Here is an 18,141-nt window from a genome sequence, read left to right on the forward strand (position 1 = left end):
CTACTGCCTACTGCCTACTGCCTACTGCCTACTGCCTACTGCCTACTGCCTACTGTTAGCCCAAATCACGGAGCACCACTATGACGATCGCCTTCATCGGCCTAGGGAACATGGGTAATCCGATGGCCGCTAACCTGGTCAAGGCAGGGCATGCGGTGAATGGTTTCGACCTTGTGCCGGAAAACCTCACCGTCGCCCGAGAGCATGGCGTGACAGTGATGGCTAATGCCGTTGCCGCGGTGAAGGATGCCGATGTGGTGATTACGATGCTTCCCGCCGGCAAGCATGTGCTCTCCGTCTACGAAGACATCGCGCTCAAGGCCAAGCAAGGCGCACTCTTTATCGATTCCTCGACCATCGACGTCGAGTCAGCCCGCAAGGCCCATGCCGTCGCCAGGAAGCACGGGCTGTCGTCGATCGATGCACCGGTCTCGGGCGGCACCGGCGGTGCCGCGGCCGGCACGCTGACCTTCATGGCCGGAGGCTCCGATGACGCCTTTGCAACTGCCGAGCCGATCCTGAAGCCGATGGCCGGTCGCATCGTCCATTGCGGCGGCGACGGCGCCGGCCAGGCGGCAAAGATCTGCAACAACATGATCCTCGGCATTTCGATGATCGGTGTCGCCGAAGCCTTCGTGCTGGCGGAAAAGCTCGGCCTGTCACACCAGGCGCTGTTCGACGTCGCCTCGACCTCCTCCGGCCAGTGCTGGTCCTTGACCACCTACTGCCCGGTGCCCGGGCCGGTGCCGACTTCACCCGCAAACAGGGACTACAACCCAGGATTTGCAGCGGCACTGATGCTGAAAGACCTGAAATTGTCCCAGGAAGCCGCGCATGGTGCGGGTGCTGTAACGCCGCTTGGTGCCGAAGCAGCCCAGCTCTATGCCTTATTCAACGCCCAGGGACATGGCGGGGTCGATTTCTCCGGCATAATTAATTTTCTCAGGGGTAACCCAGCGTAACCCCCGGATTTGCCGGATTTTTCCGGTTTCCTTGGGTGGAAAAAGTGCAAATTTAGATTTGCTTAAGCTCTCGATAACTCCGCGGTAACGATGTCCCTATAAAACGGACTGCGAGGCGGACATATCTCATCCGCCCGGCGCTCCGGATCAGGTCTCGCGTACCGGAGCCCGTAAGTTTCGACAAGTGCCATAAGTTTCGCAAAGTTTTTGCGTAGCGAAGCGCCATGCGTATCTGGCAAAGCCGCGTTCCTGATGGAGCGCGGTTTTTGCATTTTGCCCTGCAGCACGTTTTGAGACATCGATAAACCCGGAAACTGTACTCCGGGATGCCTCACATGCGCCCGCGGGCGCCTTCCGGATCATAGGGCGAGTCGGCGATCACCTTGGCCGCGCGGCGCTCGCCGAGGATGGACACCTCGAGTTCGGTGCCGGGCGACACAAGTGCCAGGGGCAACAGCGCAAGTGCGATGTCGTGACCGAAAGTGTAGGAGTAGCCCGCCGAGGTGATGTGGCCGACGAGCTCGCCTTCGCGGTAGACGCCCTCGAAGGCGAACGCGCTCGCACCATCCGTATCGATCGACAACGTGGCGATCCGGCGTGTCACCTGCTTCTGTTTTGCGACCAGTGCCGCGCGGCCGATGAAGTCCCCTTTGTCGAGGCTGATGAATCGGTCGAGGCCGCTTTCCCAGGCTGACAATTCGGAGTTCATGTCGCGATACATGGCGCGGTAGGATTTATCGAGACGAAGCGATTCCAGCGCTTGAAGTCCGGCCAGCCTCAGCCCGTGTGCCTCTCCCGATGCCAGGAGCGCATCCAGCAAATGCCGCTGATAGCAGAGAGGATGATAGAGTTCCCATCCCAGTTCGCCCGAATAGTTGACGCGCAGGAGCCGTACGTCGCTGGCCATGCCGACGGTGCCGGACTGCACGCTGAACCATGGAAAGGCTTCATTGGAGAGGTCGATCTCCGTCAGCGGCTGCAATATGTCGCGCGCCTTCGGCCCAACCACCGTGAAGCTGCCGCGATCCTCGGTAACGTTGCGCAGATGCACGCTGCCGTCTTTCGGCAACAGCCGGCTGAGATCGTCAAGGTTCCAGCGCTCTGCGCGCGGCGTCGATATGAGATAGAACAGGTCGCTGTGCAGCCGCGCCACCACATACTCGGCCTGCACGCCGCCGGCTGGCGTCAGATGATGGGCAAGACCGACACGACCGGAACGCGGCAGTCTGTTGGCCAGGATTCCGTCGAGCCAGTCCTTGGCGCCCGGCCCGCCGACCTCGAACTTGGTCATGGGAGTCATCTCGACCAGCCCAGCGGCCTGGCGGACAGCCTGAACCTCCGCGGCGACGTGGTTCCCTTTGGGGGTCCAGCGCCAGCTGTAGACATTGCGCGCTTCGACACCGGCAGGCGCAAACCAGCTCGGCATCTCCCAGCCGTTCAACACATCCCACACCGCGCCGAGCTGGCTTAGGCGATCATAGGACGGGGCCGTTTTCTGCGGTCGCGCCGCCGGCATGTCCTGGCCAGGATAGTGCTGTGCGGCGTGGGTGCCCCAGGCTTCCCGGACCTTTGCCCGGGTCCAGTTCTTGTTTGCATAGTGGCCGAACCGACGGGGATCCAGCTCCGTCGTGTCGATGCTGTTGCCGCCCTCCACGATCCGTTCGGAGAGGTAATAGCCAATCGCACCGCCCCAAAGGATGCCTCCCGGCACCCCTTCGGCGAGCCAGACATTCTCCAGACCACACGCCTGCCCCATCAGCGGCAGTTCATCGGCCGTCATCTGGAAAGGTCCTCGCACATTCCGCTTGATGCCGGCGCGTCCGAGCGCGGGGACCAGTTCGGTCGCACGTTCCCAGTTCCAGGACACGGCATCGAAATCCTCATCGAGCAGATCGGCGCCGAACCATTCCGGGACGCCGTTTTCAGCGAACAGCTTGAGCTGCTCGGTGCGCTCGTAGGGACCGAACATCAGCCCGTCGCCTTCTTCGCGCAGATAGCCCTCGTAACCCTCGTCCCTGAGGATCGGCATTTCCGGAAGACCAAGCCGCTTGCGTTCCACAATTTCGGGAACCGCCTCGGTGATCCAGTACTGATGCAGGATCGGGATCGCGGGAATGTCCAGGCCAAGCATGGCGCCGGTCTGGCGGGCGTAATTGCCTGTTGCAAGGATGACATGTTCACAGACGATCTCGCCGCGTGAGGTCTTGACCCTCCACTCGCCGCTCGGCATGCGTTCGAAGCCCACAACCTCGGTATCGAGATGGATCTTCGCGCCGAGGTCGCGTGCACCCTTGGCCATGGCCTGGGTGACATCGGCGGGTGCAATGTGGCCGTCATCGGGATGATAAAGGGCACCCAGCATGCTGTTGTTGTCGAGCAGCGGCCAGATTTCTCGCGCTTCCGCGGGCGATACGATCCGGGCCTGCACACCCTGGACCTCGGCAACGTCCATGTAGCTTCTGTACTCGTCCAGCCTGTCGCGCGTGTTGGCAATGCGCAGCTGGCCGCATTTGTGCCAGCCGACGTTCTGGCCCGTCTCCGCCTCCAGCCCCTCATAGATTTCGATCGACCTGGCGATCATGCGGCCGACATTGCGGCTGCGCGCGTAAGAGGGGATGAGCCCCGCGGCATGCCATGTCGACCCGGCCGTAAGCTGCGTTCGCTCCAGCAATGCCACATCGGTCCAGCCGCGCTTTGCCAGGCCGTAGAGAATGCCGGCACCCACACAGCCGCCACCAACCACGACCGCACGAAAGGAACTCACCATATGCGCGTGCCCTTGTATGAAATTGCCACCGATCCACATGAACGCATGCACATACTGTCAGACAGCATCCGGCTTTTCAGCATATTTCCTTGTCTGGAACGCAGCAGTGGTCACCCGATTGTTGGGCCACAAAGCCGGCCGAACTGTCAGCCGTCGCGCCCGCGTTTAGGCTGCTTTTTTTGCGTTTTGCCCAGCTATATTCCGATTGCAGCATTCGGGATCGGGACATGATCTTCGTTGATCAGCACGATCGGCGCATCGGTTCCCTCGACCCTGACGACCAGCAGGCGCAGGCTCCATGTGCCGGCTGTCCGGACAGCGGTCGAATAGGCCGTGCCCTTGCCCTTGGCGCCGTGGACCGGAATGCCGAACTGGGCGTCGCCGGCCCCATTTGCATTGACGTTGAGATGGCCGCCGACCCAGAAACTGTCGGTCAAATCATCACCCAACGCCGCCTTGACGCGGTCGTCGGCGCGAAGCCTGTCCATCGTCATGTGATAGGCATCGCTGCCTTTCAGGACGTAGGGAATGCTGCCGACCACCGTCGCGCAGCCGCCAATCCCGACCACCCAGACGGCAAGGCCGGCGATTGCCCAGTTGCGTTGCGTCTTGCGAAACTGTTCCGCGTCGCGCCAGGCGCGGTTCTGCCAGGCCCAGCGGCTGCCGCGTGCGCCCAGCACGATGATCATGATGATGTTGACGACAGGGATCAGCGCCAGCAACGCGATGAAAGTGCTGTTGCCGATGCCCCAGATCCAGTTGAGGAAGAAAGCGCCCCAGTTCCAGCGGTCGAGTTCGGCTGGAATTTCAGCCGGCTGGTTGAGCGGTTGTCCGGCCATCGTGTCCCCCATCGGTGACGTACCGACTGATTCTAGCGCATGAGCCCGTCAATGCGCAAAATCAAAGTTCTGCAACTTCTGTCAGGTCTTGTTGGACAGCCGGCGAAAATTCGCTTTCACGGCACGGCTTGCCGGCTTCAGCGCGGCGCTGATCGAGCGCTCCGTCGCGACCCCGTTGAACAGCGACGGCGTGCGGCCGGAAAAGATTTCCGGCCAGAACCGCGATGCCGATTGCAGGAAGGACATTTGCGCCGCAAACACGCCTTCGGCCATAGCGGCGGTCTTCTCGTTTACCGCACGCGCGGTCTCCGTGCTCCAAGGCTGGCTGCTCCCGCCATCCATGGCCATCAACGGCAGCCGCATCATCGCCACCAGCGGCGCCAGCATCAGGTCGCCGCCGATGATGGCCGCTTCTTGCGTCCGTCGGCTCTTGCCGGTCTTTCTCATGGAAACAACCCCTTGTCGCGGCCGAATCAGCCGCTGCCCCACACCTTACGCTCTAGAGGTAGAATCGTTTCCTAGTCACAGCATGTTCTCGAGGCCGGGCGCTCCTAGAACGCCCGGTCGAGGGTTCTATTCTACCGCTTGCGCAGGTCGGCTTGCGCCAGATCCAACGCCTTCGAGATGCGATCGCAGGCCATATCGATCGTATCACGGGTCCAGATCAACGGCGGCGACAGGATCATCGTGTCACCGGTAGCGCGCAGCATCATGCCGTGCGCGATGGCATGATCGCGCACGGTTACCGCCGCACTTCCAGCCGGCAGGAACCGCTCCTTGGTCGCCTTGTCCTTGACGATCTCGATTGCGCCCATCAGTCCGATCGAACGCACCTCGCCGACCAGATCATGTCCGGCAATGCGCTCCTGCAAGGCCTTGGCGAAATAAGGGCCGGTGTCGTTCCGGACGCGGTCGACCAGCCCTTCGCGTTCGATGATCTCGAGGTTCTTCAGCGCCACGGCGCAGGCCACCGGGTGGCCGGAATAGGTGTAGCCGTGATTGAACTCGCCGCCCTTCTCGACCAGCGTCGAGGCGATGCGGTCGCCGACCAGCAATGCCGACAGCGGTTGATAGCCCGAGGTCAGAGCCTTGGCGGTGGTGATCGTATCGGGCTCGATACCGAGCGTCTGGGCAGCGAACCACTCGCCGGTGCGGCCATAGCCGGTGATGACCTCGTCCAGCATCAGCAGGACATCGTATTTGCGGCAGATGCGCTGCACTTCCGGCCAGTAGCTCGCCGGCGGTATCTTCACGCCACCGGCCCCCATGACCGGCTCGCCGATAAAGGCGGCAACCTTGTCGGCGCCGGCTTCGAGGATCGCCTCCTCGACAGCCCCGGCCGCGCGCAGGCCGAAATCATGGTCGCTCTCTCCCGGCAGCGCCAGTTCATAGGCGTAGGGCATCATCACATGGACGATGTTGGGCACCGCACCGTTGAGCTGCTTGTGCATACCATCCATGCCGCCGAGCGAGGTGCCGGCAACGGTCGAGCCGTGATAGGCCATCTTGCGCGAGATGATGCGGTTCTTCTCCGGCTGGCCTTCCAGCACCCAATAGTGGCGCACGAGACGCAGTGCCGTGTCGTTGGCCTCCGAGCCCGACGAACCATAGAACACTTGGTTGACGTGCTTCGGCGCGATCTCCGCCAGCTTCTTGGACAGCAGCACCGGCGTCGGCGTCGAGCATTTGAAGAAGGAATTATAATAAGGCAGCTCCTTCATCTGGGCAAAGGCGGCCTCGGCCAGCTCGTCACGGCCATAGCCGATGTTGACGCACCACAGCCCGGCCATGCCATCGAGGATTTCAGCCCCCTCGGAATCGTAGATGAAAGGGCCATTGGCATGGGTGATGATGCGCGACCCGGCCCCGCGCATTTCCTTGTGGTCGGTGAACGGATGCAGATGATGCGCGGCGTCGATCTGCTGAAGCTGCTTCAGCGAATAATTCTGATAGGTCATGTCTGATCTTCCCTCTGGATTCTATCCGGCAAGCCGGGGCGAATGCTTCAGAGGCAGAGAGGTGGCGAATAGCCGATGCGGGCGCACAGCCGCAAAAGCTCGGCGCGCAGCGTACGCGGTGACGGCGTCACCGCGACCCGCAATGCGCGAGCCTCAAATGCGCCAACCAACATCCTGACGAGAGCCATGGCTGGCACCTTAGAGCAAAGGCTGGTCGAGGAGAACCACCCTTTGCTTGGCCCATAACGGAATGAGTCTAGGCCTTGGCTGTCAGCGCCCTCTGCAGGAAGACATATTTCATCGCCGTCTGCGCCGCCTGCGGCCGGCGGTCGCCACGCCCGCCATGACCACCCTCGGTCTCCTCGAAGAACAGCGTCCTGGCATGGCCGGCTTCCTGCAGGCGGGCGGCCATCTTACGCGCATGGCCGGGATGGACCCGATCGTCAGCGGTCGATGTGGTCAGCAGCACCGGCGGATAGGCGGCAGCGGCGTCGACATGCTGGTAGGGCGAGTAGGCTGAAAGCCATTTCGCGTCTTCGGGTTTCGACGGATCGCCATATTCGGCCATCCACGAGGCGCCAGGCGGCAATTCGGCGTAACGCAGCATGTCGAGCAGCGGCACCTCGATGATGACGGCGCCGAAAAGCTCGGGATGCTGCGTCAAGGAAACGCCGGTCAGCAAGCCGCCATTCGAACCACCCTGGATGCCGAGTGAGCTTGCTGTCGCGATGCCGCGCTTGACGACGTCCTGCGCGACCGCTGCGAAATCGTCGAATCCGTTTTGGCGATTACCCTTGAGCGCCGCTTGATGCCAGGCCGGGCCGAACTCGCCGCCGCCACGGATGCAGGCCTGCACATAGGCATTGCCCTTTTCCAGCCATAGCCTCCCGCGCACGCCGGCATAGCCGGGCAGCAGCGGCACTTCGAAACCGCCATAGCCGTAAAGCAGCGTCGGCACCGGCCCCTTCTGATCGCGCCGCCTGACGACAAAATAAGGGATCATCGTGCCGTCCTTGGAGCGCGCCTCGAACTGTTCCGAGATGAGCGGCGAGGCATCGAAACGCGCCGGCTGCGACTTCACGGTAGCGAGCGTCTCGCCATTGTCGTCAGACCAGATGATCGAACTCGGGGTCAGGAAATCGGTGAAGGAGAAGGACACGCTCGAGCCGAACTGCTCGGCATGGCTGATGCCGACATTGCCATTTTCGGGCAGCGCCACCGGTTTCAGCGACCAGTTGCCATCCTTGCGCTCGCAGACGACGACCTTGCCGCGCACATTGTCCATCAGGCTGATGAACAGCCGGTCCTGCGTGCGGGCCATGCCGGCGATGGAAACGCGATATGCCGGCTCGAACAAGGTTTCGACAGATCCGAGCGCGCCGGTCTCGACCCAGTGCGCCAGATCCAGCGAATAGAGGCCGTCGGGCTTGCAAACCGTGCCGTCGGGCGCCGTCCATGGACTGCGCACGCCGAAGACGAGCTGATCCCTGAATATTGCCGTATCGGTCATGTCGTCCGGCAGCGGCAGCTGTTTGTTCTCGCCGGAAGGCAGCCGCAGGAAGATGTGCGAAGCGAAGAAATTGAGCGTCCGGGCCAGGACCAGATAGCGCCTGTCGCCGTCGAACTCTACGGCTGCGCCCACAGCGAGGTCCTCTTTCTGAGCCTCGAAGATCGGCGTCGCGTCTTCCAGCTTGGTATCGCGCTTCCACAGCTTTATGACTCGCGGATAGCCGGACTCGGTCTTGTCGGCCTCGTCGAAAGCGGCGGAAACAATCACGGTGTCCTTATCCAGCCAGCTGAAGCCCGACTTGGAAGCGGGTGCACGAAACCCACCCTCGACAAACGACTTGGTCGCGATGTCGAATTCGCGCATCTCGCTCGCGTCACCGCCATCCGGCGACATCGAGACAAGGCAAAGGTTGAAGTCTGGATAGAGCCGGCTGGCGCCGCCGAACACCCATTTTATCCCCTCCTTCGCCGCAAGCTGGTCGAAGTCGATGATCGTTTCCCAGTCGGGCTTCTCGGTCTTGTAGGAAGCGACGGTCGTGCGGCGCCAGAGGCCGAGCACATTGGTCTTGTCCTGCCAGAAATTGTAGACATGGCCGGCTTTTGCCGCGCCGACAGCGATGTTGTCCTCGGCCGTCATCAGGTCGAGCGCGGTCTGGAACGACGCCTCATAGGACGGATCCCCCTGCAGCTCGCCAACCGTGACCTCGTTCTGGCGATGCACCCAGTCGAGCGACTGCTTGGCTGTCCTATCCTCCAGCCAGAGGAAGGGATCGTCGGTCGTGGGGGCCGAATTCGGCGTCTGGGTGGCAGGCTTGGTCATGAGGTCTCCGATAAACGCGTTGCTTTGAAAAGCCAACGCCGACAGGCCGTATCGATATTCAATATGTTCAGCGCGCGATTGAGGCTTTCCGCTGGCCAGCCAGGCTCGCGATCGCCAGCGCCAGGCACAGCAGCCCAAGCGTGATCGGCAGCCCGCCGGCACCCAGAATATCCATGGCGCCGCCCGCCAGCGGCGGCACGGCGATGCCGCCGACGCCCCACATCAAGGAAAAGGCCGCATTGCCGGCAACCAGTGCGGAGCCGGTGAAGCGTTCGCCGAGCTCGATGATGGACATCGTGTAGATGCCGTAGGAAACCGCACCCCAGATAAAGATCATTGGCCAGATCAGCGGCGACTCGATGAGAAGCGGAAGCAGGACGCAGCCGAGCACCGTGATCGCGACGCAGGCAAGCCGCACCAGGCGCGCGGAAAGCCTTTCCGCCAGCAGGCCTAACGGCACCTGCATGGCGATATTGCCGGCAATCATCACCGACAGCAGCGCCGACATGCGGGTTTCGGTAATGCCGTGATGGGTGCCATAGACAGGCAGCAACGCCAGCGCGCCCTGTTCGAAACCGGCGGCGACTATGACGGCAAACAAAAGCAGCCACGCCAGCGGCACGAAACCCAGGACGGAAACTTGATGCCCGGCCTCGTCGACCCTGGGCAAGCGCGGCAGCACCAAGCCCAGGCAGATGCCGCACAGCACGAAGGCGGAGATGCCGACGAGGAAGGGCGGCCAGCCCTCAGTGCCGACTGCAAGCAGGCACAGTGGCCCGGCCGCGAAGCCGGCCGAGATGATCGTCGAATAGACGCCCATGACGCGTCCGCGCCGCGCCGGCGGCGCCAGCGCGATGACCCAGATCTCGCTCAGCACATAGAGCGGGTTGGTCACCACGCCGATCAGGAAGCGCAGGGGAAACCACAGATAGACATTCTGCGTCCAGCCGATCAGCGCCAGCACGACAGCCGAAAGCGCCGCACAGGTAAGCGCTGTGCGCCCTGCCCCGAACCGGCGGGCCAGCGCCGGGATCAATGGCGACGACAGGATGAAACCGATCGGCGTCATGGCCGCCGACAGGCCGATCATCGCCGGCGAAACGCCCTGGCGCTGCAGGATGAAGCTCAGCAGCGGATAGGACAACCCTTGCGCGATGGCGAACACCGAGACGGTCGCGATCACACCGGTGATCGCCGCCCATTGCATCGTCTCGTCCTCGTTCGATTCAACCAAATTCATTGTGCGCACCGCTATCGAGGCTGCAGGATTAGCGATTGAGCAACGTGGTGCTAAGCCCCTGGCAGGCGAAAACCGCTTGCTCCAGACAATGCCTGTCAGGAGGCCGGGCCTGTCAGGAGGTTGGGCCTGTCAGGAGGTTGGGCCGGTCAGGAGGTTGGGCTCGTCAGGAAGCTCGGCGCACGGACGACCGATACAGCGCGAACATCACCAGCACCGCGTCGAGGCCGGCGATCACGACCGGCAGCCCGAGCGGGCCGATGCCTTGCATGAGCACGCCGGCACCGGGTGGGCCGACGATGCCACCGACGCCCCACATCAGTGCAAAGGCAGCGTTGCCGGCGACCAGCACAGAGCCCTTGAACCGGCTGCCGAGTTCGACCAATGCCATGGTGTAGACGCCGTAACCGACCGCGCCCATCACCAGCAGCACGACCCAGATCAACGGCGTTGTGATCAGCAAAGGCAGCAAAAGCGCGCAAACGGTTGTTGCCAGCGCGCAGACGATGATCATGGCGCGGCCGCCAAAACGCTCCGCCAGAAGGCCGAGTGGTATCTGCAGCAGGATGTTGCCGAGGGAAAGCGCCATCACCAGCGAGGCCAGAACGGCTTCCGCCAGGCCATAGCTGGCGCCGAAGACCGGGACCAGCGCATAAGTGCTCTGCTGAACCGCCGCCGAGACAAGCACGGCAAGCAGCAGCGCAGGCGCCACCTTGGCAAAGCCGACAAGGCCGCTGGCAGGCTGGTCGTCATCCTCGAACCCGGTCAGCTTAGACGAGACCGCGTGCAGGATCACCGCGCAGAGCGCGAAACCGGCGACGCCGACCATGAAGGGCGCCCAGCCCGACGTACCGAGCAGGGTCAGCGCGAATGGTCCGGCGGCGTAGCCGGCGCCCATCAGCGTGTTGAACACGCCCATCACCCGGCCGCGCCGTGATGGCGGCGCCAGCGACAGTGCCCACACCTCGCCGAGGATGTAGAGCGGGTTGATGACGACGCCGATGATGAAGCGGATGACGAACCAGGCCACCCAGTCCTGCAGATAGCCGATACCCAGGAAGCAGAGCGCGCCGATCAGCGAGCAGCCGACCGCCAGATTGCGTGCACCGACAAGCCGCACAGCCGCGGGCACGAAAGAAGCCGAAAGGATCAGCCCGAGCGGCATCATCGCCGCCGACAAGCCGATCAGCGCTGGCGACATGCCTTGTTTCTGCATCAGCAGCGTGAACAGCGGCGAACTCAACCCCTGCGCCGCGCCGAACATCGCAAGTGCCGCGGTGACGCCGGCAAGCGCTGCCCACTGCGTTCCTGCTTCGCCTTCGTTCGAGCCGGTCGCAACCATGCTGCCATCCATGTGAATTGCTGGCCATCCGGCCGGCAAGCCCAACTAGCTACTGGTTCGATCCAGGCAAAGGAAGGGCCGCCCGGCGAAATCCGCTTGCGCCAACGAGGCGGCGGGATCAGGCCGATGTCGTGGCCGCGCAACTGCCGTTCCGGCATGTCGCTTCCCTCGCCCTAGTGGTCGCCGCCTCCGCAATGGCTGGACAGCCGCCGGTCCATTATGCCGCCCGCTATCGCATCCTACGAGGACCATCATGACCGCCGCCTTACAACCCTTGGAACCGGCATTGGCCACTGACCGCGCCCGCCGCGGCGGCCGCGCCGGAAAGCGCGCCGGCGGCTCGGCCGCGTTCGAGCAGCCGGCTTTCCGCCAGCTGAAAAACCCGCTGACGCCGACTAGGCTGGTCTCCGACGACGAGCTGGAATCGATCCACCTCGCCTCCCTGCGCGTGCTCAGGGAAATCGGCGTCGACGTGCTGCATGACGAGGCCCGCAGCATCATGAAGGCGCATGGCGCCGATGTGCGTGACGGCAGCGAGCGGGTGCGCTTCGACAGCGACATGATCCTCGAACTGGTGTCGCACTGCCCGTCGGAGTTCACCATCCATGCCCGCAATCCAGCGCACAATGTGCGCTTTGGCGGCAACAATGTGATCATCTCGATGATGGCGTCGGCGCCCAATTGCTCCGACATCGATCGCGGCCGCCGGCCCGGCAACCAGCAGGACTACCGCAATTTCTTAAAGCTCGCGCAGATGCACAACATCCTGAACTGCACGGGCGGCTACCCGGTCGAGCCGACCGATATCCATCCGTCCGTCCGCCACCTCGAATGCATCCGCGATCTCAGCGTGCTCACCGACAAGGTGTTCCACATCTATTCGCTCGGCAAGGAACGCAATGTCGACGGCATCGAGATCGCCAGGATCGCGCGCGGCATCAGCCACGAGCAGATGCTGGAAGAGCCGTCCGTCTTCACCATCATCAACACGAATTCGCCGCTCAAACTCGACGTGCCGATGATGGAAGGCATCATCCAGATGTCGAGCAAGGGCCAGGTCGTCGTCGTGACGCCGTTCACCCTGTCGGGCGCCATGGCGCCTGTCACCATCGCCGGCGCACTGGTGCAGCAGAACGCCGAGGCGCTTGCCGGCATCGCCTTCGCCCAGATGGTGCGCAAGGGCGCACCCGTCGGCTATGGCGGCTTCACCTCCAATGTCGACATGAAGTCCGGTTCGCCGGCGTTCGGCACGCCGGAATACATGAAGGCGCAGCTCGTCGGCGGCCAGCTTGCCCGCCGCTACAACATTCCCTACCGCACCTCCAACACCTGCGCCGCCAACACGGTCGACGCACAGGCGGCTTATGAAAGCGTGTTCTCGCTGTGGGGCGCCATCCAGGGCGGCGGCAATCTGATGATGCATGCCGCCGGCTGGCTCGAAGGCGGCCTGCGCTGCTCCTACGAGAAGACCATCCTGGACATCGACCTGCTGCAGATGGTGGCCGAATTCCTGACCCCCCTCGATCTTTCCGACGAGGCACTCGGCTTCGACGCCATCCAGTCGGTCGGTCCTGGCGGCCATTTCTTCGGCACCCAGCACACGCAGGACCGCTACAAGACCGCCTTCTACTCGCCGATCCTGTCCGACTGGCGCAATTACGAGACCTGGGCGGAAGCCGGCTCGCCGACGGCGCTCGAAAAGGCCAACAAGGTCTGGAAGGAGCGGCTGGCGTCCTATGAGGAGCCTTACATGGACCCGGCCATCCGCGAGGAACTCAACGCCTTCGTCGCCAAGCGCCGGTCCGAAGGCGGCGCGCCGACCGATTTTTGATCGGCTCCCCGCCGACACCCCATCTGATTCAGTTTACGCAAAAACGGACCTATCTAGATGAAATCTCATGTAAAAGCGGTTGTCATCGGCGGCGGCGTCGTCGGCTGCTCGGTTCTCTATCATCTAGCCAAGGCCGGCTGGACCGACATCATGCTGATCGAGCGCTCGGAGCTCACCTCCGGCTCGTCCTGGCACGCCGCGGGCGGCTTCCACACGCTGAACGGCGACCCCAACGTCGCCAAGCTGCAGGCCTATACGGTGCAGCTCTACAAGGAGATCGAGGAAATATCCGGCCAGTCCTGCTCCCTGCACCTGACCGGCGGCGTGATGATGGCCGACACGCCCGAGCGCATGGACTTCCTGCGACTGGCCCACGCCAAGGGCCGCTATCTCGGCATGGACACCGAGCTGATCACCCCCTCCGAGGCCAAGGCGATGTTCCCGCTGATGGACGAGACCAACTTCGTCGGCGCCATGTGGGATCCGGTGGAAGGCCATCTCGATCCGTCGGGCACCACCATCGCCTACTCCAAGGCGGCGAAAAAACTCGGCGCCGAGATCGTGCTGCGCAACCGCGTTGTGGAACTGACACAGGAGGTCGACGGCACCTGGAACGTCGTCACCGAACAAGGCACGGTGAAGGCCGAGCATGTCGTCAATTGCGGCGGCCTGTGGGCGCGCGAGATCGGCCGCATGGTCGGCGTCGAACTGCCGGTGCTGGCCATGGAGCACATGTATCTGCTGACCGAGCCGATGCCGGAGGTCGAGGAATTCAACAAGTCTACCGGCCGCGAAATGATCGGCGTGCTCGATTTCAAGGGCGAGATCTACACCCGCCAGGAGCGCAACGGCATCCTGCTCGGCACCTATGAGAAGGCCTGCAAGCCGTGGTCGCCGGTCAACACGCCGTGGGATTTCGGCCATGAATTGTTGCCGCCGGACCTCGACCGCATCGCGCCGTCGCTGGAAATCGGCTTCAAGCATTTCCCCGGCATCGAGAAAGCCGGCATCAAGCAGATCATCAACGGCCCCTTCACCTTCGCGCTCGACGGCAACCCGCTGGTCGGCCCGGTGCAGGGCCTGACCAATTTCTGGTGCGCCTGCGCCGTCATGGCCGGCTTCAGCCAGGGCGGCGGCGTCGGCCTCGCACTGTCGAACTGGATGGTGCATGGCGATCCCGGCTTCGACGTCTGGGGCATGGATGTCACCCGCTTCGGCGAATGGGCCGGCCTGCGCTACACCAACGCCAAGGTGCGCGAAAACTATTCGCGCCGCTTCTCCATCCGCTTCCCCAATGAGGAACTCCCGGCAGCACGCCCGGCGCAGACGACACCGCTCTACGACACGATGCTGGCCAACAATGCCGTCATGGGCGACAGCTGGGGACTTGAGACGCCGCTCTGGTTCGCACCTGAAGGCAAGGAACCCAGGGATATCGTCTCCTTCCACCGCTCCAACGATTTTGGGCCGATCGGCGAGGAAGTGCGCGCCACGCGTGAGCGTGTCGGTGTCACCGAGATCGCCAATTTTGCCAAATACGAAGTCTCGGGACCCGCGGCCGAGGATTTCCTCAACCGGTTGATGACCAACCGCATGCCGAAGACCCGCCGCATCGTGCTGACGCCGATGCTCAACGAATTCGGCAAGCTGATCGGCGACTTCACCATCGCCAAGGCGGCAGAAGACCGCTTCATGATCTGGGGTTCCTCGGCGGCGCAGAAATACCACATGCGCTGGTTCGAGAAGCATCTACCGAAGGACGGAACGGTGCGCATCCACCGCTTCGACCAGACGCTGGTCGGCCTGTCCATCGCAGGGCCGAAGTCACGTGAATTGCTGCAGAAGTTGGTCGATGTCGATGTCTCGACAAAAGCCTTCCGCTTCATGGATTTCCGCGAGATGGCGGTTGGCGGGGCGCCTTGCATGGTCAACCGCATCACCTACACCGGCGACCTCGGCTATGAAATCTGGATGGCACCGGCCTACGAGCGCCTGGTTTACAAAGCGATCAAGGACGCCGGCGAGGAATTCGGCCTTGTCGATTTCGGCATGCGCGCGCTGCTCTCCATGCGCCTCGAAAAAAATTTTCCGACCTGGTTCCGCGAGTTGCGGCCGATCTATGGACCGTTCGAAGGCGCGATGGACCGCTTCATCAAGCTCGAGAAGAACGACTTCATCGGCCGCGAGGCCGCTGCCAAGGAACAGGCCGAGGGCCCAAAGCTGCGCCGCGTCTCCTTCATCGTCGATGCCACCGACGCCGATGTCATGGGCGATGAGCCGATCTGGGCCAAGGTCAGCAAGGACTATGGCACGGTTGAAAAGCCGCATGGTTATGGCGCGCCCCGCTTCGACGAGGGCGGCAAGGAAATACGTGGCTCCAAGGCTACCGAAGGCGCTTCCGCCGTGCGGGGTATCGTCGACGGTGACTGGCGCGTGGTCGGCTGGGTCACGTCAGGCGGCTATGCGCATTATGTGCAGAAGTCGATGGCGCAGGGCTACGTCCCCGCAGCGCTTGCCGAGGACGAAAGTGCCGGGCTGTTCGAGATCGAGATCCTCGGTCACCGGCGCCCGGCCCGCATCAATGTCGAAGCGCCCTTCGATCCGAGCGGCGAGAAGATGCGGACCTGAGTTTCGACCATGGACAACGCGGGGCCGAAGGGCAGCTTTGGCCGGCATCGCAAGATCATGCCGTTCGAAGCCGACTCGATCGAAGCCTTGCGCGACGCCTCCCGCCAGAAGGCGGCTTCGCTCAACCAGCATGTGCTGGGCTACGGTGCGCAGGCCGAGGCTGAATGGGCCGCGGCGGGCATTGCCGCGCCCGATCTGGCGGCGATGCGCCAATACCGGCTGGAGCGCATCCGCGCCGAGCTGAGGCGCCGCGGCTATGCCGGCGCCGTGCTCTACGATCCCGTCAACATCCGCTACGCCACCGACTCGACCAACATGCAGCTGTGGGTGGCGCACAACCCGACGCGGCATTGCTTTGTCGCCACCGACGGGCCGGTGGTGCTGTTCGACTATTTCTCCTGCGAGCATTTGTCCGACCATTCCGGCGTCGTCGACGAAGTGCGACCGGCAGTGTCGTGGATGTATCTCTATGGCGGTGAGTTGACCGAGCAAAAGGTCCGCCGCTGGGCCGCAGGAATAGCCGATCTGGTGAAAGAGCATGGCGGCGGCAACAGCCGCATCGCCGTCGACCATATCAATCCGGAAGGCGTCGAGGAGCTGGCTCGCCTCGGCATTTCCATCGGCAATGGCGAAGCGTTGATGGAGAACGCGCGGCTGATCAAATCGCCGGACGAGATCCTCGCCATGCGCCGCGCGATCGTCGCCTGCGAGGCGGCGATGGGCGAGATGGAACAAGCGCTGAAGCCGGGGATTTCCGAAAACGAATTGTGGGCGGAACTGCACCGCGGCAACATCGCGCGCGGCGGCGAATGGATCGAGACGCGACTGCTGACGTCAGGCCCGCGCACCAATCCATGGTTCCAGGAATGCTCGTCGCGCAAGATCGAGGCTGGCGATCTCGTCGCCTTCGACACCGACCTGATCGGCCCCTACGGCTTCTGCGCCGACCTGTCGCGCACATGGCTGTGCGGCGATGGAAAGCCGACCAGCGAACCCAGCGAACAGCGCGACCTGTTCCGCATCGCTGCCGACCAGATCGGGCACAACACGGCACTGATGCAGCCAGGCATCTCGTTTCGCGACCTCGTCGAACGCTCGGCGGTGCCGCCCCGCGACTGCTTCCCGACGCGCTACGGCGTGCTCTATCACGGCGTCGGCTTGGCCGATGAATACCCGACCTTGCCGCATGCCGGCGACTGGACATCGGACACTCCGGACGGCGTGCTGGAACCGGGCATGGTGCTGTGCGTGGAAAGCTATATCGGCAGGCTTGGCGGGCGCGAAGGCGTCAAGATCGAGGAACAGATACTGATCACCGAGACGGGCAACGAACAGCTCTCAACCTACCCGTTGGATAAGATACTGCTCGGCTAGCCCGGCGATGGCCTCGCGCAACGCCCCAACCGTCTTTTCCGGTGTCCCTGCGGCGGTGATGTAGGGCAGGCCTTTGCGCCGTCCGGTCCAGCCAAGGACCGCCACCTTTTTCGCCGCCGGCTCGAAGCGTTGCGCCAGCGCCCAGCTCTTGCAGTCGATGGCCGCTATATCGGCCTTGCCCTCTGCAATTGCGACGATCGAGGAACGGTGCCCACCGCTTTCGCTGCGCGAGGCAAAGAGGTCAAGGCTCTCGCCCATCGCCTCCAGGTCGCGCGTCAAACCGAGGAACCCCGACATCGAATCGAGGCTGTTGAAGGTGAAGCGCTTGCCGCGGATCCGATCGAGTGGGATCAGCGGGCTGCCGTCATTGGGCGAGGCAACCGACGGCGCGCCATCCGCCAGCATGACGATGGCGCTGGAATAGAGCTCGCCCTGCCCGCCTTCGTAGGCGTCGTAGCTTGGCTGGGCAACCACCTGCACATGCCTGGACAGGCCGAGTTCCATCGGCCCCCAGCAGGTCTGCGCGAACAGCAGCGCCGGGTGCAGCCACAGTCTGTGAAAATCGAGTTCGTCCGGCGGCAAGGTCACTGGATCGGGTGCGATCAATGCACCGGCAGCATCACGAATACCGCCCGGCACCGGCGGCAGGTCTCCATTGCGCCGCACGATGGTTTGCGGTGCGTCGATACCCTTTTGCCGAAACGCGTCGCGCAACAGCATCCATTGCGCGTCGACCTCGCCGCGCATTTCGGGCCAGTCATACATCGGCAACGCCGCAACCAATTCACTCATGCCGATATCAAATCATCATGTCTGGAAAAATGATCGCAAAAACGCGGCGCCCAATCAGAATTGGCCGACACGGATTCCGGGT

Annotated in this window: 13 protein-coding genes; 4 read left to right on the top strand and 9 right to left on the bottom strand. The window is 63.1% G+C overall.

The window, feature by feature from the left end:
• The first annotated feature begins 80 nt into the window (after positions 1-80).
• Positions 81-962, top strand: a complete 882-nt coding sequence (gene mmsB, locus EOB80_RS24295) for a 3-hydroxyisobutyrate dehydrogenase (RefSeq protein ID WP_127330245.1) — start codon at positions 81-83, stop codon at positions 960-962.
• 331 nt (positions 963-1,293) lie between these two features.
• Here the strand turns inward: mmsB and EOB80_RS24300 are convergent, their stop codons facing one another.
• The 8 genes from EOB80_RS24300 to EOB80_RS24335 form a co-directional block, all read right to left on the bottom strand.
• The gene (locus tag EOB80_RS24300; protein ID WP_127330247.1) at positions 1,294-3,729 is read right to left on the bottom strand and encodes an FAD-dependent oxidoreductase; all 2,436 of its coding nucleotides are present in this window, start codon (positions 3,727-3,729) and stop codon (positions 1,294-1,296) included.
• A 194-nt stretch (positions 3,730-3,923) separates the two neighbouring features.
• Positions 3,924-4,568, bottom strand: a complete 645-nt coding sequence (locus tag EOB80_RS24305) for a cytochrome c oxidase assembly factor Coa1 family protein (RefSeq protein WP_127330249.1) — start codon at positions 4,566-4,568, stop codon at positions 3,924-3,926.
• An 81-nt stretch (positions 4,569-4,649) separates the two neighbouring features.
• The gene (locus EOB80_RS24310; protein WP_127330251.1) at positions 4,650-5,015 is read right to left on the bottom strand and encodes a hypothetical protein; all 366 of its coding nucleotides are present in this window, start codon (positions 5,013-5,015) and stop codon (positions 4,650-4,652) included.
• A 131-nt stretch (positions 5,016-5,146) separates the two neighbouring features.
• Complete coding sequence (locus EOB80_RS24315; RefSeq protein WP_127330253.1) at positions 5,147-6,526, bottom strand: aspartate aminotransferase family protein; 1,380 nt, start codon at positions 6,524-6,526, stop codon at positions 5,147-5,149.
• Positions 6,527-6,573: 47 nt separating this feature from the next.
• Positions 6,574-6,714 (bottom strand): capsid protein, encoded by a 141-nt coding sequence (locus EOB80_RS24320; RefSeq protein WP_127268233.1) that lies wholly within the window; start codon positions 6,712-6,714, stop codon positions 6,574-6,576.
• Positions 6,715-6,782: 68 nt separating this feature from the next.
• Positions 6,783-8,855 (bottom strand): prolyl oligopeptidase family protein, encoded by a 2,073-nt coding sequence (locus EOB80_RS24325; RefSeq protein WP_127330255.1) that lies wholly within the window; start codon positions 8,853-8,855, stop codon positions 6,783-6,785.
• A gap of 67 nt (positions 8,856-8,922) precedes the next feature.
• Positions 8,923-10,095 (bottom strand): MFS transporter, encoded by a 1,173-nt coding sequence (locus EOB80_RS24330; protein WP_127330257.1) that lies wholly within the window; start codon positions 10,093-10,095, stop codon positions 8,923-8,925.
• Between the two features lie 163 nt (positions 10,096-10,258).
• Positions 10,259-11,434: an MFS transporter gene (locus tag EOB80_RS24335; protein WP_127268230.1), complete on the bottom strand. Its 1,176-nt coding sequence runs from the start codon at positions 11,432-11,434 to the stop codon at positions 10,259-10,261.
• Between the two features lie 253 nt (positions 11,435-11,687).
• On the opposite strand from EOB80_RS24335, the gene EOB80_RS24340 reads away from it, so the two are divergent.
• The 3 genes from EOB80_RS24340 to EOB80_RS24350 are packed head-to-tail and all read left to right on the top strand — an operon-like array spanning position 11,688 to position 17,267.
• Entirely contained in the window at positions 11,688-13,265 is a 1,578-nt protein-coding gene (locus EOB80_RS24340) for a trimethylamine methyltransferase family protein (protein ID WP_127330259.1), read from the top strand.
• Between the two features lie 57 nt (positions 13,266-13,322).
• Positions 13,323-15,893 (top strand): FAD-dependent oxidoreductase, encoded by a 2,571-nt coding sequence (locus tag EOB80_RS24345; protein ID WP_127330261.1) that lies wholly within the window; start codon positions 13,323-13,325, stop codon positions 15,891-15,893.
• Between the two features lie 9 nt (positions 15,894-15,902).
• The gene (locus EOB80_RS24350; RefSeq protein ID WP_127330263.1) at positions 15,903-17,267 is read left to right on the top strand and encodes a Xaa-Pro peptidase family protein; all 1,365 of its coding nucleotides are present in this window, start codon (positions 15,903-15,905) and stop codon (positions 17,265-17,267) included.
• On the opposite strand, the gene EOB80_RS24355 is transcribed toward EOB80_RS24350, so the two are convergent.
• Positions 17,232-18,059, bottom strand: a complete 828-nt coding sequence (locus EOB80_RS24355; protein WP_127330265.1) for a PhnD/SsuA/transferrin family substrate-binding protein — start codon at positions 18,057-18,059, stop codon at positions 17,232-17,234. The genes EOB80_RS24350 and EOB80_RS24355 overlap by 36 nt on opposite strands.
• Positions 18,060-18,141 lie beyond the last annotated feature (82 nt).

The sequence above is a fragment of the Mesorhizobium sp. M7A.F.Ca.MR.245.00.0.0 genome (genome assembly GCF_003997415.1).
Lineage (GTDB): Bacteria > Pseudomonadota > Alphaproteobacteria > Rhizobiales > Rhizobiaceae > Mesorhizobium.

Excerpts from the sequence above, each read along its gene's own strand:
- mmsB (WP_127330245.1), top strand. The coding sequence starts at position 81 with ATGACGATCGCCTTCATCGGCCTAGGGAACATGGGTAATCCGATGGCC.
- EOB80_RS24300 (WP_127330247.1), bottom strand. The coding sequence starts at position 3,729 with ATGGTGAGTTCCTTTCGTGCGGTCGTGGTTGGTGGCGGCTGTGTGGGT.
- EOB80_RS24305 (WP_127330249.1), bottom strand. The coding sequence starts at position 4,568 with ATGGCCGGACAACCGCTCAACCAGCCGGCTGAAATTCCAGCCGAACTC.
- EOB80_RS24310 (WP_127330251.1), bottom strand. The coding sequence starts at position 5,015 with ATGAGAAAGACCGGCAAGAGCCGACGGACGCAAGAAGCGGCCATCATC.
- EOB80_RS24315 (WP_127330253.1), bottom strand. The coding sequence starts at position 6,526 with ATGACCTATCAGAATTATTCGCTGAAGCAGCTTCAGCAGATCGACGCC.
- EOB80_RS24320 (WP_127268233.1), bottom strand. The coding sequence starts at position 6,714 with ATGGCTCTCGTCAGGATGTTGGTTGGCGCATTTGAGGCTCGCGCATTG.
- EOB80_RS24325 (WP_127330255.1), bottom strand. The coding sequence starts at position 8,855 with ATGACCAAGCCTGCCACCCAGACGCCGAATTCGGCCCCCACGACCGAC.
- EOB80_RS24330 (WP_127330257.1), bottom strand. The coding sequence starts at position 10,095 with ATGAATTTGGTTGAATCGAACGAGGACGAGACGATGCAATGGGCGGCG.
- EOB80_RS24335 (WP_127268230.1), bottom strand. The coding sequence starts at position 11,434 with ATGGTTGCGACCGGCTCGAACGAAGGCGAAGCAGGAACGCAGTGGGCA.
- EOB80_RS24340 (WP_127330259.1), top strand. The coding sequence starts at position 11,688 with ATGACCGCCGCCTTACAACCCTTGGAACCGGCATTGGCCACTGACCGC.
- EOB80_RS24345 (WP_127330261.1), top strand. The coding sequence starts at position 13,323 with ATGAAATCTCATGTAAAAGCGGTTGTCATCGGCGGCGGCGTCGTCGGC.
- EOB80_RS24350 (WP_127330263.1), top strand. The coding sequence starts at position 15,903 with ATGGACAACGCGGGGCCGAAGGGCAGCTTTGGCCGGCATCGCAAGATC.
- EOB80_RS24355 (WP_127330265.1), bottom strand. The coding sequence starts at position 18,059 with ATGAGTGAATTGGTTGCGGCGTTGCCGATGTATGACTGGCCCGAAATG.